We start from the raw sequence: 15,964 nt of genomic DNA, 5'->3' as shown, positions 1-15,964 counted from the left end.
CCATTCCTTCAGGAGGTGCTCTTATGTCTCAAACAGGTCGTGCGTCATTCTTTTGGAAACGATACTTCTATGTCTTCTTTCCTTTGTTCATCTTCGGCGTTAGTCACGAATCATACCTGGTCGATAATCCGTTAGCTAACCTTGAGGACATCGGCGAGTTCGTCTTCTTCTTTTGCCTTTATCTGTTTAATTTTGCCGTTCTTGCCGCTTTTTTGACGAATCTGTGGTGGTTCTTCCTTCCGACAAAACCTGCTCATTCCGAAACCAATTTTTGATAAGAAACGAGTGTCGCCCGTTCATTGAGCGGTTGACTGACACCGGTCAATCGATAGCCCATCTTATCATAGAAATAACAGTTACGTGTCTCTTCGCGAATCGTCCGCAGTTCCCATATCGTTGCAGTCGGATAAGCTGCTTCAACGAGCTGTAATGCGCGTTGGGCGATCCCTTCACCTTGACGGGCTGGATCTAAGAACATCGGACTGATCGCGTAGCGACTCGGTGCTTTCGCAACGACACAAATCCCGCCGACGACGACATCGTCGACGATGATTTGATGAAACGTACTACTTGGATGCGTGATCCGGTGAATGACACGATCGATCGATTCGTTCGCCGGATTCGTTGCAAAATCCTGATACCGCTCGAGCGTCTCTGAAAACGCCTCGAGTTGAAGCGAGTGAAGCTTCGGAGCGTCTGTAAGAGACGCTATCTTTAATTGAATATCCACTGAACCTCTTCCTCTCTTACCGGAATCATTCCCAAAATGGCGTGCCTTGCGCGACGATCAAGTAGTCGAGCCATCGCTCGAAGCCAAACGGCATTGCGTCTTCTTCCCATTCCTCGAAATTAAGAAATTCCCCACTCCAGATCCGATTTCCTGCCGGGCGATTCATCTCGTAGACGATCCACTCCCCGTCTGGTCCTGCGCCGATCGCTAAGAAGTTTTCGGGACATTCCCAAATCTCGCTATACGTCAGGCAATCCTCGATCGAAAAGAGTTCGAATCCATCGTTGTAGGATAACGTTTCGTGCTGAAACAGCTTCGCCCCGTTATGTTGACGCAAGAACGCCTGATAGTCGTCTGCCGTCCACGCAGGTAACAGCGCGAGCTGTTCGTCCGTCGCCCCTCGGTTAAAGATGAAACGTTCTCGGGCAACATATCCTTCTTCTTTTTGGACCTCTAACAAACCGTCGACGAGTCGACCTTTTAATGCTTCTAATGCAATCATGATCTTCTCCTTAACAATATTCTTTCGTTGGTGCGAACGAGACACCGACATCGTGTCCGCCTAGCTGGACATCCCCTGCTCCTTGTAGCGGTTCAGTTCGAACGGAGGATAAGGCAAGGTGTTTAAATAACAAAGGCTCAAACGTCTCGACAATCGGTTGGAACGTCGCATCGACAGACAAGACGAGATCGATTCGTGCGTCCCGCGATAATGCTTGTGCCTTTCGTTCCGACTGGATATAGCGAACGAGCTCTCGCATCCAGCGTTCCTGCTCCAGTGCTTCCGTGATCCGCGTATCGAGCGTCACGGTGAGTCCACCACTCGTCGCAGCAGCAAAGCCCGTCTGGACGATTGGTTCGACGATGACGTCCGCTTGACGCACCTCGACTTCATCGCCTGATGCGGTCTGATAGATCAATCTTCCGGTCTCGAGCAAGTCTGAAGTCTTCTGTGCAGACAATTGTTGTAGCCATTGATGGATCGCGTTCGCTTGCTGTGCGAATTTCGCTCCGGCTGCGCGGAAGTTCAGTTTAAGACGGAACCGTGTCGTCGCTTGCGTCGTCAGGACGATTTGGACGTCTTTTACATTCAGTTCCTCTTGAATGATTGCCGTATAGTCCGACCACGAAAAGGTTTCACTCGATTGGACGCCTAAGCTAGCAAGCGGTTGTTTTACTTTTAAAGCGTGCGTATTACGTACTTGTCGTCCTAACTCGACGACAGACACGATTTGTGTCATCTCATATTCCAGATCAGGTCGGAGCATCTTTGGATCGGCAACCGGATAATCCGCTACATGTACGCTCATTCCTGTTAATCGCTGATAAACATCATCAGCAAGGTACGGCGTGAACGGAGCGAGTAGTCGTGCCGTCGTCGAAAGTGCGAAGTGAAGCGTCGTGTACGCGGCTTGTTTCTCTTCCGACCAGTCAGCTTGCCAGAAACGTTCCCGCGAACGGCGGATGTACCAGTTACTGATCTCATCGACGAGTTGCGCAAGACTCCGTGCTGCTTGAGTCAATTGATAATCGTCCATTGCATCCGTCACGTCTTGCGTCGTCTGATGGACACGCGAGAGCAACCATTCGTCGAGACGCGTTCGGTTTTGCGGACGTGAACTTTCAAATCCGTCCAGTTCGGTATACGTCAGATAGAACTGGACAGCATGATCCAGCGTATCGACTAGCTTTGATTTTGCTTCTTGAACGATCCGCTCGGCAAACCGTTTCGCACTCCACGGACTGCTGTCGACGAGTAGCGCCCAGCGCAGGCTATCAGCACCATATGCTTCGATTAACGCCACCGGATCGAGGGCATTCCCGCGACTCTTCGACATCTTCTGTCCGTTCTCATCGAGGACGTGCCCGAGTGCGAGGACGCGCTTATAGGCAGGCTGTCCCGTGAAGAGTGTCGAGATCGCTTGCAAACTGTAGAACCAGCCCCGCGTCTGATCGACGCCTTCGATGACGACATCGGCTGGATAGCGATTAAGCGTCTGCGTCCGTGACGGATAATGCTGTTGCGCGAACGGCATCGCTCCGCTATCAAACCAGACATCGATGACTTCTGGTGTCCGGTGCATCACACCCTGACACGTCGGACACGAGACCGATAACGCATCAACGTATGGTTTATGCAACTCGACAGATTCCGTCGATGTCGTCCGGTGCAACAAGTCCGCCTTGTTTTTCGGAACGAACGTCGTATCACACGCTTCACACTCCCAGACGTTCAGTGGGGTGCCCCAGTAGCGATTGCGACTGATGTTCCAGTCGACGAGTTGCTCAAGGAACTTCCCGAACCGCCCTTCCTTTACGTGATCAGGGTACCACGTCACAGACGCATTGTTCGCAAGGAGTTGTTCCTTGACGGCCGTCGTCTCGATGAACCAGTTGTCTTGTGCGTAATAGAGCAGTGGCGAGTCACATCGCCAACAATGCGGATAACTGTGCGTATAGCGTTTTTTCGCAAACAAGCGTCCCCGTTCCGCGAGCAGCTGGATGATCGCGACGTCTGACTCCTTGACGAATCGACCAACGAGTGGTGGAACGGCGTCCGTGTAACATCCAGCAGCATCGACGACATTAACGAATGACAGACCGTTTTCCCGGACGACCCGGTAATCTTCTTCCCCGTACGCTGGAGCAAGATGGACAAGTCCGGTTCCGCTCGTCGCTTGGACGAAGGACGCCTCGACGACCGTGTGACCGTTCTCTGGCGTCACGAAATCAAACGGTGGTTCATAACGCAAGCCGACGAGTTCCGCACCGAGCTGTTCGGATACGACCTCGACGGATTCTGAGAACAGTTCAGCGACTAACGCTTTTGCGACAATGAATCGCTCTCCTTCAAACGCTACTGTGACGTACGTCAATTCCGGATGAACCGCCACCGCGACGTTTGCGGGTAACGTCCACGGTGTCGTCGTCCATGCAAGTAGAAACGTCTGCTCCATACCGACGATCGGAAGTTTGACCGTCGCCGATAAGTCCGTTACGTCCTGATAGGCTTGCGCGACTTCATGGGAACTGAGTGACGTCTGACAGCTCGGACAATAAGGTGATACACGATGTCCCTTCGTCAACCAGCCTTTGTCATGGATCGTCCCAAGGATATGCCAGACGCTTTCGATATACTCGTCCTCCATCGTCACGTAAGGGTCATCCATGTCGACCCAGTATCCGAGTTTTTCCGTGAAGGAACGCCACTGTGTTTCATAAGAGAAGACACTTTCCTTACAGCGTGCGATGGATGCTTCGACGCCATAGTCTTCGATCGCTTGTTTGCCGGAGATGCCGAGTTGTTTCTCGACCCCGAGTTCGACCGGTAGTCCATGTGTATCCCAGCCGGCTTTTCGTTCGACCCGGAATCCTTGCATCGTCTTATAGCAGGCGACGGTATCCTTGACGGTTCGTCCGAGTGCATGACCGACGTGGGGTAAGCCGTTCGCAGTCGGCGGTCCTTCGTAGAATACGAATTCCGCTTCCGTGCGTTGCTCGATCGATCGTGCGAAGACCTGATCTTGTTTCCATCTGTTTCGAACACGCGCTTCGCGTTGTTGTACGGTTTCTGCTTGGTTTTGTGACGTCATCTCTTGTTCGCTCCTTTGTCGATAACTAAGAGAATACAAAAAAGTCCGCCCCCTTTGACAGGGACGGACTTCACCGCGATACCACCCATATTCCGCCGAGAATACTTATTCTCGACAGCACTTAGTTGCACACTATCATGTGCATTCCACGTAACGGTGGACACCCGGTCACGCTTACTGAATGGTTCAGCGTGACTTCTCAGAGAGGATCTTCATGATTGATCTGGCTACCGGCTCTCAGCAATCCAGGTTTTCTGTAAGGCAGAGGGACAATCATTACTCTTTCTCGTCAACGAAATGATATGCTCTTGTTGTGGAGAATCTTACCACATGACTTAAAGACTGCACAACAGCTTTTTACATTTTCTTGCAAAGGAGTTTTTTGAATGTTACATACTTTCCCAACGCTTAAAACGAACCGCCTCGTCTTACGCGAAGTGTTACCCGAAGATGCTACGAGTGTCCTCGCCTATTTATCAGACGAACACGTCGTCAAACAGATGGGACTCGACGCCTTTCAATCGGAAGCAGACGCGCTTGAAGAGATTGACTGGTATGCCTCGATTCGTCGAGATGGAACGGGTATCCGGTTCGGGATCACGTTACAAGAAGACGATGTCATCATCGGCAGTTGCGGTTTCTTGAATCAAGCGGAACGCCATCAGCGGGCAGAACTTGGGTTTGAGTTGAGCCCTGCCTATCAGGGACAAGGCATCGCGAAGGAAGCAGCGCTTGCGGTCATCGAATATGGGTTTGAGGAGCTCTCTTTAAATCGTATCGAAGCACTTGTCTTACCAGCAAATACTGCTTCACAACAATTGCTTGAACGGCTCGGATTCCAACGTGAAGGGTTGCTTCGTCAATATGAGAAAACGCGTGGACAATTCGATGATTTGTATATGTACTCGATATTGCGAAGTGATTGGTTTCAAATTTAATCTATAAAAACATTCCCTTCATTTCAAAATGATTGAAATCTAAAAAGATGATATTGGAATATACTGTTAGGTGTAAGAAATCATTTTTGTCATTTAAGGGGGAACCATCTTGAAGAAATGGATCGCAGCAGGTCTTGTATCATCATTAGCATTCGGTGTCATGCAGACATCAATCGTTGAAGCAAGTTCAACTTCAAAAGAAGTGGCTAAACTGAAAAAGGAAAAAGCAACACTCCAAAAACAACTAGCCGACGAAAAGAAAAAAACAAAGAAGTCGGAAAACGCCTATAAGACGTTACAAGGACAGCACACGAGCCTCTCAAAGTCTTATAAATCACTTGATACTAAGTACAAGAATCTTCAAATCGAGAACGAAGGGAACAAAAAGAAGATCAAAGAGCTTTCGACTGGGTATCGCCTTCTCGCATCTTCAAAATCACTTGTCACAGACGGAGCAGTCGTAACTGGTAAGTACAAAAATACAGAAAGTTTGTTGATGCTTGGTAAAACGCCATACGTACCATTACAATTGTTAGCAGACCTTTCAGGATTACCTCTAATCGAGACTTCCACCGCTTATGAAGTCGGAACACCACTTTCAGGTACATCACTTTCATCGATCCATATCGCCTCTTCATCGTTTGAATCGATTGAAAAAAATCAATCCATTTTAGCGAATGGTAAACTAAATAATCAAAACGTAATCTTATCAGGGTTCTTCAATGATGAATATGCTACTTTTAGTCTTGATCGAAAATATAAAAAATTATCTGGTCAACTGTCCCTTTTGACTGAACAAGCTTTGACAAAAAGTTCGAGTGACTTGAACTATGCGAGTCCAGAAGATGAAATGACACTTGTATTCTCCGACAATAACGGAAAAGAACTCGGTCGCTATGATGTTGTATATGGCGCGGATGAAATAGACTTTGATATTGATGTCACGGGTGTGGCGAATCTTCGTGTAACTGCAGAAGGAAACAGTACAGTTACTACATTGATTTCACCTGTACTGACAAAATAATAAAAAAAATACCTAGAAGAGATTATTAGTCATCTCATCTAGGTATTTTTTTCATCATTTATGCAATTCTTTGATTCGTTTGTGGGTATCAGTTATTTCTTCTTTAAACAGATAGACATGAGGATTGCCCTCAATTCATAATAAGCAACATCTAGTGGAGCAAGCTCAATCGCTTTTCGTGCATGATGCAGCAGGCACATTCCATATAATATAGTAGATGTACCATCAGTAGTGACATCATTATTGTTGTTCTTCCATGCTTTACTCCTTTCCGTTCCAAACCACTTCATCGATAGGAACGTGCTTTCATAAATTCAATGATTGGTAGTGTAACTAAAGCAATCGCGAACAAAACGATCAATAACAGATTCGCTGATTCACGTAAAAAGTAATCGAGACAGATGAATCCAAAAATCAGGACAATCAGGATTTTGTAGCTAACGAGGCCGCTTTCCGTCGTAATCTTTTTGCCGAGCTCATCTTCTGGCACAGGACGCTCGTCTTCTCCTGATCGTGCCCACGTAAAATACGAGAAGAACATGATCAATAGAATCGCCAATTGAACAATCGAGAAGAACGTTACATTGTTTTCGATGATCATACTAATGATGGTAAGACTCGCCACTATCACGAGCGTTACTAAAAATAAACCCGTTTTTTTCTTAGACATCCCATTCCTCCTGTTCTGAAATGAACAGATGATCGACTTGTGTCTGCAAGACTTTGGCGATATTAAACGCTAATTTTGACACTCCCACGGCTAAAGCCGCAAGCCCACACCTTTGGTGAGGGTGGGATTCTCAAGTGCTTGGCGGACTCAATCCATTTCTGCTTCGTCCGAGCCTTGAGGTAGGGGTGTGCCATCACCCCTCCTGAGACAGACCGTATAGGTTCTCAGGCTGATGGACTGTTACCATCCATCACAGGTGCGTATCGAATGTTCATCGCACCGACGGCGTCCCGATGTCCTTTAAACCCACAGGCACACGTATAGACCCTATCCCTTACCTTGTTCCTGACGGAACAGGATGGGCAGGTCTGACTCGTGTAGGCGGGGTTCACATACTCAACCTTGATGCCCGACAAGGCGGCTTTGTATTCGATGAAGGACGCGAGACGATAGAACGACCATAAGTGGAGGTTCTGGTTGTTTTTACGGCTTGTTCTTGCCGTCTGTCGGATGTTCGCCAAGAGTTCGAGGCGAATGACAGAGATTTTCTTCTGTCTTGCAAAATCGACGATGGCTCGGCTGACCTTGTGGTCCTTGTCCCGCATCCACCGCTGTTCCTTCTGATTGCGTCGTTTGATAGCCTTCGGCTTCTTCTTTTTGCCGAGTGCCTTCCGTTCCGCACGGAACTTGCGTTTCATATACTTGTTCTTACGACCGTTCCCGAAGAAACGGGTCGTGTCGTCATCGGTGACGGCGACCGCCGGCACTTTCAGTCCGAGGTCAACCCCCATCACCCGCACCCCCGTCCGAGGGACGGTCGGTACATGGACGGAAATCTGAGCGATCCACTTCCTTCCCTTCTTCGTGACCCTGAGCGTCCCGAGTTTGTTGGCAAGGAGTCGGGTATTCCGATTGTCCTTGTCAACCATGGTAGCACGGAATCGCATCTTCACGGACTTCCCGTCCATCCAAACGGGGAAGGAGATGCTCTCGAAGTCGAAGGAATAGTTCTGATTGTTCCAGACGCAGACCGGCTTTTTGAGGACAGGAATGCGTTTGAAATCCTCTTTCCTCGCCTTCTTGTAGATGCCGACGGCATCTCCTGCGAGTTGGTTCTTCACGGCGCTCGGAAGGGGGGTGTCGATGTCCTTGCTCGACCACCTCTTCCCGTCCTCGGAGGCGACCATGTTCGCCACGACTCGGTTGGCGGTCTGGATATAGGTCTTGCCCATCCTTTTTAGGATGGCATCCTGACGACGCGTGGCATAGATTCGAACTTCTACCGTGACGACTTGACTCATCTTTGACACCTCCTTCATCATAATAATCAACTCCATTATAGATTTACTATAAATGTATTTCATCAGGAAGAACAGTCGGCGACATGCGGTGTCTGAAGACATCCCGTCCCCGAACTCGCTATCATCCCACTTCTAAAGGAGTGGGCTTTCTCGCTCGTACATTCTGTAAAGTCGGATCATACTTGTTGTTTTCAATCGCATTGATTGTCTGCCGACTGACCTGACAGCGGTCAGCCAGTTCTTGTTGCGATAATTTTGCCGCTAGACGCAGTTCCTTGATGTGGTTTCTCACGTTCATTCCTCCACAACGGGTCAAATTCTTTTTAAATCTCTACTGTGATGAACTTCCATTCTCATATCAAAAACTTTTGACATGAGAATCATTAAAAAGACACGCTCTCATGCTCAGAACGTGTCTTATATGATGGCTCAACCTCGTGGTGGAAATGGATCGTGTCCGTAGGAATCTTTTTCGCGAATCTGCCCTTCTTTGTTATGAATGACGAGCTCTGTCTTCTGACTTTTCGCAATGCGACGCCCTTCTGCAATCGCTTCTTTCTGTGTAGCGAATCGTTTGGTTGCTCGAGTCGCACCGGCAGCTTTCACTTGATAGCCACCTTTGGGATGCGGCGTGACATGTTGCTCTCGTTTCATCACGTGACCTCCATTTCCTTAATCTATTTCATCTTCATGAGACTGTTTTGGCGTACGGTTGTCTTTTCACTTGAATTTTTTACTAGCCTATCGGGGAATGCAGTATACTAAAAGAAACGTTTGTTGCCTCGAAAGGAGTTGATATCGTGAATCATTTCGTCTGGCAAATCCGGTTTTTACGTTTTATCGTCTTCGGTATCATCTTCAGTCTGTTCGGTTTAGCTGGACTTGGTATCCCACTTGTCTGGCATGGTATCACGAAAAACTTGTTACTCGAGCGACCTGGCTACAGTGTTCTATTGACCGCATACCTTATCTTCATCCCAACTCTTTTGATTTTATTCCATGCGCTCCGAATCCTTCGATATATGTCGATGACTCCTTCGGCTTTTCCGCTCATCACAGCTTCCATTCAATCGATGAAATTGTCTTTTTATATCGTCGCCATTTTAACGGCATGTCTCTTTCCCGTCTTTTTCTATATTGGTCAGATTGACGACGCACCTGGTCTGATTATCATCGGAATGGGTTTGATTCTTGCTCCGTTGACAATCGGAACGCTACTTGCCTGTATCCAACAATTATTATTACGCTATGTGTTGCCTATGAAATCCTAACGTGAACGACCGAAAAACAAGTGCTCATGATTGTTTTTGTCATTCTAGCCGTTGCTTTTCCTACCTAACACTTTGTTCAATCTCGCTCCTAAGAGCGGGATTTTTTAGTTCGCGTCACATTGATGGCTATCCTGATGTCCCTGTTTCAACAGAATCTTCGATTGGCAACGTAGACATGTCATCAATCGAAATGTAGTTTTTTTTGTGCTGACCGCATGTCTTCGTAATTCATTTTCATATACATGTCTTGCTTTGATTCGATGATCGACTTCACTTTCCATCTCGATCCCTCTTCCCTCAATTTGTATTTTTTCTATTTAATATGTGCCCTGAATCATTCTTGATAAATCCTTTTTTTAGAAAAAATAGTTTGTCTTCCAGCGGTGGTATAAAAAAAATCGTTAAAAGGTCCTGTTTAATATGTATTTTACCAACCGATAAATGAATTATAGATAGAAAATATGAGTTGAGAGGACTAGTTACAAGTGAAGAATACAACCAAAAACCATTCCATCCGAACACGCCTTTTAGTAATGATTAGTTTAATTTTGATTGCCTTTTTTGTTTTTAGTAGTCTGGCCTTATACTTCAATACGAAGCAAACTGCGGTTTCAACGCTTAAAGCGACCGCTGAAAAGGATGCGCTACGCATCAGCAAGACATTCGACACGGCGGCTTATAGCGAATTTCTACAATCGCCTATCACGTCTGAGCAATATGAAACGTTACGAAATGAACTTGATGCATTACGTAAGCAAAACGGACTCCTGTATGCATACACAGCACACATCGACCAAAATAAGGTCCGTTTGCTGATTGACGGTCTCCCTAAGAAAGATGCCGCAAAGATTAATGAACCGGCGAGTGGCGCAAAAGTTACTGACATGAAGGACGTATTAAATGGTGGAACACACGCGACGGACATCATTGATGATCCTGTAAATGGACAGTATATGAGTGTCTACGTTCCGTTAAAGGATGCGTCTGGTCAAATCATCGGCATTCTTGGCGTCGACATCGCTGCGAAGGAAGTCGATGCGCTTACGACGGATCTATTACAACAAAACGCTCCGATTTTCATCGGGTTAATGCTCCTGCTGTTAACGATCACCCTCGTCTTGCTCTACATCGTGCTCGGTCGAAAATTACGTCCGCTCGAGACGTTACAGAAAGTCGCCGCCTTGATTGCCGAGGGACGACTGAATCAGGCGAAACAGACGTTGCGCGATTTGACAATCGCTTCAAAGGACGAAATCTATGCGCTTGCGATCTCGATTCGTGATATGAACGAGATGCTGCGGACGATGATTGTCGACATCAAACAGACGGCCACTCTCGTCTCGACGACGAGTCAATCGATTGATCAAAGTACATCAGAAGTACTCGACGGATCTGAGCAAATCGCTCATACGATGTCGGAAATCGCAACGGGAACTGAAAGTCAGACGCAAGTCACGCTTTCGTTGAATGACGAGATGAATCGGTTCGCAACATTGATTGAGACGACGAATCAGTCTGGTGTTGAAATTCAAGGAACGACGGAGCAGATGGCAACACTGACACGAGTCGGCCGGGAGCAAATGTCTACTTCTGTTGAACAAATGCGTCACATTCATCAGCATGTCACGCAATCTGCTGAACAGATTGATCTACTGAAACAGCAATCATCGGATATCCAAACGCTCGTCGGTATCATCCGCGGAATTTCCGAACAGACGAATCTACTCGCCCTTAATGCCGCGATTGAAGCGGCACGGGCGGGTGAACAAGGGAAAGGATTCGCTGTCGTTGCGACCGAGGTCAAGAATCTTTCGAGCCATGTCGCTAGCAGTGTCAGTGAGATCGCAACGATTGTCACGTCAATCGAAGCCAGTGCGCAGCAGATGCAACACAGCTTTAAGACGACGGTCGAAGCAACAGCAGCCGGCAAGCAGATCGTTCTCGATACAGATACAACGTTCGAACGGTTGACGGATCAAGTCACGCATGTCTCAACGGCAACACAGCAGATGACGCAACAAATGGAAGACGTCTTGCAGGCAGAACGGTTCATCCGCAATGCCTTGACGGAAATTGCTGCTGTCGCAGAAGAGCACACGGCGAGTAACGAAGAAGTTGCCGCTGCGTCTGAACAAATGATTGCGACGATCACGACGCTGCATACGCTCGTCGGTGATTTGAACGAGCGGACAGAACACTTAGAACAAGAAGCCCGTCGCTTCGAGATTTAATCTTTCATTTGTTCTTTTCTGGTTCTCACTCTATACTGGTGTGAACTTACATATGAAGGAGTCGAACCAGATGTCCCATTATGATGTCATCATCGTCGGTGCGGGTTCCATGGGGATGGCAGCCGGCTACTATCTCTCACGAACCGATCAAAACATCTTACTACTAGACGCCTATAATCCACCGCATGATCAAGCGAGTCACCACGGGGAGACACGAATCATTCGCCATGCCTACGGTGAAGGTGAAGCTTATGTGCCACTGGCGTTAGCCGCGCAACGCTTGTGGTATGAGTTGGAACAAATCAGCGGCCGAAGTCTATTCCTGAACACGGGAGTCTTAAACGCTGGTCACCGTTCGTCCCGTTCGATGCAGACGATCATCAGGAGTGCAGCGCAGTATGATTTACCGCTTGAGATCCTGACGGCTGAAGAAATGAGAACGCGCTGGTCCGGCTTAACGATGCCCGACGAGTATATCGGTTGTTTTGAACCGACGTCCGGTGTGTTGAAGTGTGAGGATTGTATTGAAGCATACCGTGATCTTGCTGTCGTGAACGGTGTCGACATCCGGACGAATGCGAAAGTGACGACGCTTACTGCTCATGCCACTGGTGTTGACGTGACCGTCGGATCAGACACCTATTCGGCTGACGCGTTGATCGTCGCAGCCGGGGCTTGGTCTGGTCCGTTGCTCGAACAGACCGGCCTCTCCTTACCGCTTCGCCCGGTCCGCAAGACGTTCGCCTGGTTTGAAGCAGCGGAAGAAGTATTCAACGACGCGGCGTTCCCTGCTTTTGCCTTTGATACACCCGCCGGTTATTATTACGGTTTTCCAAGCATCGCTCAAGCCGGTCTGAAAATCGGACGGCACGATGGTGGTATCCCGGTTGATCCGAATCATCCACGCCGTCCATTTGGTCAAGAAGCCGGTGATCTGGCAGATTTACGACAGTTCACGAACACATTCATCCCCTCGATCGATACCTTATCTCATGGCAAAACATGTCTTTATACGATGACACCGGACGAGGACTTCATCATCGATCTGCACCCGGACTATCCGCACATCGCGATCGCCGCCGGCTTTTCCGGTCACGGATTCAAGTTCAGCAGCTTAGTCGGAAAAGTACTCAGTGAACTAGTCATCGAAAAATCGACTCCTGAACCGATTGCACCATTTTCGATTGAACGATTTACGAAAGTCAGTGAATAAACCTAAAAAGACCGTCAACGATAATTTCGTTGACGGTCTTTTTAACTTGCATACGTTATTTTTGCTCTGTATTCGATAAGGCTTTATGTTGCGCTTCCGTCGATTTCCACCAGCCGTTGATGAATAGGACGAGTCCGGCGACTAAAGCAATGATTGGGAAGTACATCAAGTGATATTCTTCAAGTGTTTCGCCAGCAAATTCTGGTGATAATTCCACATATGCTCGGAACATCTGAACAAAGAAAAATAAGAAAAAGCTTGTAATGAGTGCATATGTACCATAGCGATAGTTTGAATCTTTCATAATAAACGCTCCTTTACCAATTAGTGTCATTATAGACTATTCCCTATTCACTTTTTATTTCCTCTTTTTTCATTATCATTTTTAAGAATGTTTCCAAAAGCATGATAAGATAGTTTTAGAAACGATTGGATGAAGGAGTGGGACACGACGTGAACTTTAACTTATTCAAAAATCATGTCCGGTTTAAGATTGCGCTTGAGTTGATTGATCTCGAAGACGGCTTATCAATCATGCAACTGAATCAACGTTTAACGGATGTACCGCAGTCTACTTTGTACCGGCAAGTCAATGCGATGATGGACGATCAGTTGTTGAAGGTCGTCGCCGTCCAGCGTGTTGGAAAAGTCGAAGAGAAAATCTATGCCTTGAACACAAGCGGCTATCAAATCAGCGAAGCAGACTGGAACAGTGCGACGTACGATGAAAAAGTAAATTTTGTCTCGTTCTACTTCATGTACGTCTTGCAGCAGTACCAGACGTACTTCGAACAGACCGTTCAAACGCAAGGTCAGGACCACTCGACGTTCTCGATCGCGAAATTGCACCTGACGGATGAAACCTTCAATGATTTTCAACAGGACATGCGGGCACTGCTCGAAAAATATCATCACCTGGAGACAGAAGACCAGGCAAAAGAAAGGACTGTCTCGCTCGTCATCTTACCGTAGACACTCTCCGAATTCAGGAGAGTGTTTTTTATCAGTACATCTTTTATTGACTTTTCTATTTTCATTATTGATAATGGTAATAGAAAAGGAGGGTTTTTCATGAATACAGATTTCTCTGCCTTATCACACATCGACTGGGAACGATTCCTGCCCCTATTATTGATTTACATCTCCATCAACCTGATTCTACTCAGCTGCGCCTGTATCGATTGGTTCAGACGGAAGGACCGGATCGCGACACCGACTACTTGGTTATTGATCATTCTCCTCGTCCAGCCGATTGGCTCGATTCTCTACTTCGTCCTCGGAAGGAGGATGACAGCATGATTCAGATTTCTCATCTCCAGTTTTCACTTCAACGACGTCTTATCCTAGACGATATTTCCTTTACGATTCACGAACATGAATGTCTTGGACTGATTGGTCCGAATGGTGCCGGAAAAACGACACTCCTGAAATGTCTGAGCGGCATGATCGAGAGTGACCGTGGTTCAATCACGATGTCTTCGCGCCCTATCCGTCAACAGCAGCAATCGATCGGCTACTTATCACAACAAACAGATTTCAAGTCTTGGATGACGTGCGAACAATCACTACGTTTCTTCGGACGCTTGTCGGGGCTTGATCGCGCAACGTTAAATAAGCGGATTCCGGACGTTCTACATGAAGTTGGACTCCACAACCAACAAACAGAAGTCATCGAACGCCTGTCCGGCGGGATGCGCCAACGTCTCGGAATCGCCCAAGCCATCTTACATGAACCGACATTTTTGATTCTTGACGAACCGGCTTCCGCCCTAGATCCGAGTGGTCGACATGATATCAATCAGTTGATTCTCCGTCTAAAGAAACGGATGACGATCATCGTCTCAACGCACCTGTTAGAAGACGCAAAGACGTGTTGCGATCGCTTCCTCGTCATTAAACACGGAAAATTGCTGGGACCGCTCGATAATCAACGTAACGTGGATCAATACCGGATTCAAGTCGAGACGCTTACAGCTACCCCTTCGTTTTCTGCGACACGATTTCCACAAGTCGAGATTGATCGAATCAACCCATACTGCTATCAGTTCTCCGCACAGCAGCCGCTTGATCTCTCACAGTTAGCGATCACTTTGATTCAACAGGGATGGTCGATTACTTCGATTGCCTATCAACCGATCGGACTCGAGGAACGGTTCCTCGACATGGTGGCAGACGTATGAGGACGTTTTATACGCTGACATGGACCGAGTGGTTGGAAGCATGGAAAGAATGGAAGATTGTTTGGTTACCGCTGTTCTTCATTGCCCTTGGCGTGACCCAACCATTGCTGTTGATGTATATGGATGTCTTGCTTGCACATGTCGGAAATGCGGACGGAATCATCGTTGATCCGAATCGCCCTGCTCCACAATCGCTTGACGTCTTCAGCGCAACGATCCACGGTCAGTTCAATCAGCTTGGCTTGATCGTCCTGATCATGAGCTTCATGGGATTGCTTGCTTCAGACCGACAAACCGGCATGCAGGATTTCATTCTGACGCGCCCTGTCTCTCGGAATGTCTATCTCCTGTCGAAATGGTTCAGTCACGGGATGATCAGTCTATTCGGGATGCTGATCGGCGCCCTCACGTCCTATTGTTTGACCGTCTATTGGTTCGGATCCCTTTCGCCGCTGCTTGCGCTACGCATCATTCTCGATTTTAGTCTCTGGACGTTATTCGTCGTCAGTCTGACGCTACTGATCAGCACCTTCTTGCGACGCGCTGTTCCGATTGGCATCCTGTCGCTCGTCGTTTCCTTATTACTCGTTGCACTACCTTCGCTAATGCCAGATGTATTATTCTTCACGCCTGGTGCGCTACTGTCGCTCCCATCGCACACGTCGTTTTTTTCTTCGTCTCATCTGATCGGAATCATTTCTTGTCTCATTTGGATTCTTCTCACACTCGGCTGGTCAGCTCTTCGATTCCGAAAAACGTCTTATTGATCCACCGCTACAACACAAAAAGGATAACGGTGCCGTTCGGCCGTCC

Annotated in this window: 19 protein-coding genes and 1 other annotated feature; of the genes, 10 read left to right on the top strand and 9 right to left on the bottom strand. The window is 47.6% G+C overall.

Annotated elements, in window-relative coordinates; translation table 11 throughout:
- Positions 1 to 23 precede the first annotated feature (23 nt).
- Positions 24 to 275 carry a hypothetical protein gene (locus ESP131_RS09195; RefSeq protein WP_069940477.1) on the top strand — a complete coding sequence of 84 codons (252 nt, stop codon included), beginning with the start codon at positions 24 to 26 and terminating at the stop codon, positions 273 to 275.
- Here ESP131_RS09195 and ESP131_RS09190 read toward each other — a convergent pair.
- The 3 genes from ESP131_RS09190 to ileS are packed head-to-tail and all read right to left on the bottom strand — an operon-like array spanning position 254 to position 4,323.
- Positions 254 to 730 (bottom strand): GNAT family N-acetyltransferase, encoded by a 477-nt coding sequence (locus ESP131_RS09190; protein ID WP_069940476.1) that lies wholly within the window; start codon positions 728 to 730, stop codon positions 254 to 256. The two genes, ESP131_RS09195 and ESP131_RS09190, sit on opposite strands and share 22 nt — an antisense overlap.
- A 25-nt stretch (positions 731 to 755) precedes the next feature.
- Positions 756 to 1,232 (bottom strand): SMI1/KNR4 family protein, encoded by a 477-nt coding sequence (locus ESP131_RS09185; protein ID WP_069940475.1) that lies wholly within the window; start codon positions 1,230 to 1,232, stop codon positions 756 to 758.
- 10 nt (positions 1,233 to 1,242) lie between these two features.
- Positions 1,243 to 4,323, bottom strand: coding sequence for an isoleucine--tRNA ligase (gene ileS, locus ESP131_RS09180; protein WP_069940474.1), 3,081 nt, complete (start codon positions 4,321 to 4,323; stop codon positions 1,243 to 1,245).
- 56 nt (positions 4,324 to 4,379) lie between these two features.
- Positions 4,380 to 4,625 (bottom strand) — a binding site (T-box leader).
- Between the two features lie 84 nt (positions 4,626 to 4,709).
- Between ileS and ESP131_RS09175 the strand changes: the two genes are divergently transcribed.
- Positions 4,710 to 5,261 (top strand): GNAT family N-acetyltransferase, encoded by a 552-nt coding sequence (locus ESP131_RS09175; protein WP_069940473.1) that lies wholly within the window; start codon positions 4,710 to 4,712, stop codon positions 5,259 to 5,261.
- A 109-nt stretch (positions 5,262 to 5,370) separates the two neighbouring features.
- Positions 5,371 to 6,285, top strand: coding sequence for a hypothetical protein (locus ESP131_RS09170; protein ID WP_069940472.1), 915 nt, complete (start codon positions 5,371 to 5,373; stop codon positions 6,283 to 6,285).
- A gap of 92 nt (positions 6,286 to 6,377) precedes the next feature.
- Here the strand turns inward: ESP131_RS09170 and ESP131_RS16785 are convergent, their stop codons facing one another.
- The 5 genes from ESP131_RS16785 to ESP131_RS09155 form a co-directional block, all read right to left on the bottom strand.
- Positions 6,378 to 6,575: a hypothetical protein gene (locus tag ESP131_RS16785; protein WP_197499315.1), complete on the bottom strand. Its 198-nt coding sequence runs from the start codon at positions 6,573 to 6,575 to the stop codon at positions 6,378 to 6,380.
- The gene (locus ESP131_RS09165) at positions 6,572 to 6,955 is read right to left on the bottom strand and encodes a DUF2178 domain-containing protein (protein WP_069940471.1); all 384 of its coding nucleotides are present in this window, start codon (positions 6,953 to 6,955) and stop codon (positions 6,572 to 6,574) included. Before ESP131_RS09165 ends, ESP131_RS16785 begins: the two co-directional genes overlap by 4 nt.
- A 224-nt stretch (positions 6,956 to 7,179) precedes the next feature.
- Positions 7,180 to 8,256 carry an RNA-guided endonuclease InsQ/TnpB family protein gene (locus ESP131_RS09160; protein ID WP_069940470.1) on the bottom strand — a complete coding sequence of 359 codons (1,077 nt, stop codon included), beginning with the start codon at positions 8,254 to 8,256 and terminating at the stop codon, positions 7,180 to 7,182.
- A gap of 121 nt (positions 8,257 to 8,377) precedes the next feature.
- A complete protein-coding gene (locus ESP131_RS16520) occupies positions 8,378 to 8,554 on the bottom strand; it encodes a helix-turn-helix transcriptional regulator (protein ID WP_197499314.1) in 177 nt (58 codons plus the stop codon).
- A 131-nt stretch (positions 8,555 to 8,685) separates the two neighbouring features.
- Positions 8,686 to 8,910 (bottom strand): DUF2188 domain-containing protein, encoded by a 225-nt coding sequence (locus tag ESP131_RS09155; RefSeq protein WP_029341445.1) that lies wholly within the window; start codon positions 8,908 to 8,910, stop codon positions 8,686 to 8,688.
- A 146-nt stretch (positions 8,911 to 9,056) separates the two neighbouring features.
- On the opposite strand from ESP131_RS09155, the gene ESP131_RS09150 reads away from it, so the two are divergent.
- From ESP131_RS09150 to solA, 3 genes are all read left to right on the top strand, one after another.
- Positions 9,057 to 9,527 (top strand): DUF2975 domain-containing protein, encoded by a 471-nt coding sequence (locus ESP131_RS09150; RefSeq protein ID WP_069940469.1) that lies wholly within the window; start codon positions 9,057 to 9,059, stop codon positions 9,525 to 9,527.
- A gap of 533 nt (positions 9,528 to 10,060) precedes the next feature.
- Positions 10,061 to 11,758 (top strand): methyl-accepting chemotaxis protein, encoded by a 1,698-nt coding sequence (locus ESP131_RS09145; RefSeq protein WP_069941031.1) that lies wholly within the window; start codon positions 10,061 to 10,063, stop codon positions 11,756 to 11,758.
- Positions 11,759 to 11,828: 70 nt separating this feature from the next.
- Positions 11,829 to 12,971, top strand: coding sequence for an N-methyl-L-tryptophan oxidase (solA, locus tag ESP131_RS09140; protein WP_069940468.1), 1,143 nt, complete (start codon positions 11,829 to 11,831; stop codon positions 12,969 to 12,971).
- Between the two features lie 55 nt (positions 12,972 to 13,026).
- Here solA and ESP131_RS09135 read toward each other — a convergent pair whose 3' ends face one another.
- Positions 13,027 to 13,275, bottom strand: coding sequence for a hypothetical protein (locus ESP131_RS09135; protein WP_231925606.1), 249 nt, complete (start codon positions 13,273 to 13,275; stop codon positions 13,027 to 13,029).
- Positions 13,276 to 13,424: 149 nt separating this feature from the next.
- Between ESP131_RS09135 and ESP131_RS09130 the strand changes: the two genes are divergently transcribed.
- The 4 genes from ESP131_RS09130 to ESP131_RS09115 all read left to right on the top strand — a co-directional run bounded on the left by ESP131_RS09130 (position 13,425) and on the right by ESP131_RS09115 (position 15,918).
- Positions 13,425 to 13,943, top strand: a complete 519-nt coding sequence (locus ESP131_RS09130) for a helix-turn-helix domain-containing protein (protein WP_069940467.1) — start codon at positions 13,425 to 13,427, stop codon at positions 13,941 to 13,943.
- Between the two features lie 99 nt (positions 13,944 to 14,042).
- Positions 14,043 to 14,270, top strand: a complete 228-nt coding sequence (locus ESP131_RS09125) for a PLDc N-terminal domain-containing protein (protein ID WP_056060843.1) — start codon at positions 14,043 to 14,045, stop codon at positions 14,268 to 14,270.
- Entirely contained in the window at positions 14,267 to 15,151 is an 885-nt protein-coding gene (locus ESP131_RS09120; RefSeq protein WP_069940466.1) for an ABC transporter ATP-binding protein, read from the top strand. The genes ESP131_RS09125 and ESP131_RS09120 overlap by 4 nt, the downstream gene beginning before the upstream one ends.
- Complete coding sequence (locus tag ESP131_RS09115) at positions 15,148 to 15,918, top strand: ABC transporter permease (protein WP_069940465.1); 771 nt, start codon at positions 15,148 to 15,150, stop codon at positions 15,916 to 15,918. Before ESP131_RS09120 ends, ESP131_RS09115 begins: the two co-directional genes overlap by 4 nt.
- Positions 15,919 to 15,964: the final 46 nt, after the last annotated feature.

Origin of the sequence: Exiguobacterium sp. U13-1, from assembly GCF_001750115.1 — a bacterium.
GTDB lineage: Bacteria > Bacillota > Bacilli > Exiguobacteriales > Exiguobacteriaceae > Exiguobacterium_A > Exiguobacterium_A acetylicum.
This window is presented reverse-complemented; position numbering and strand designations above follow the sequence as displayed.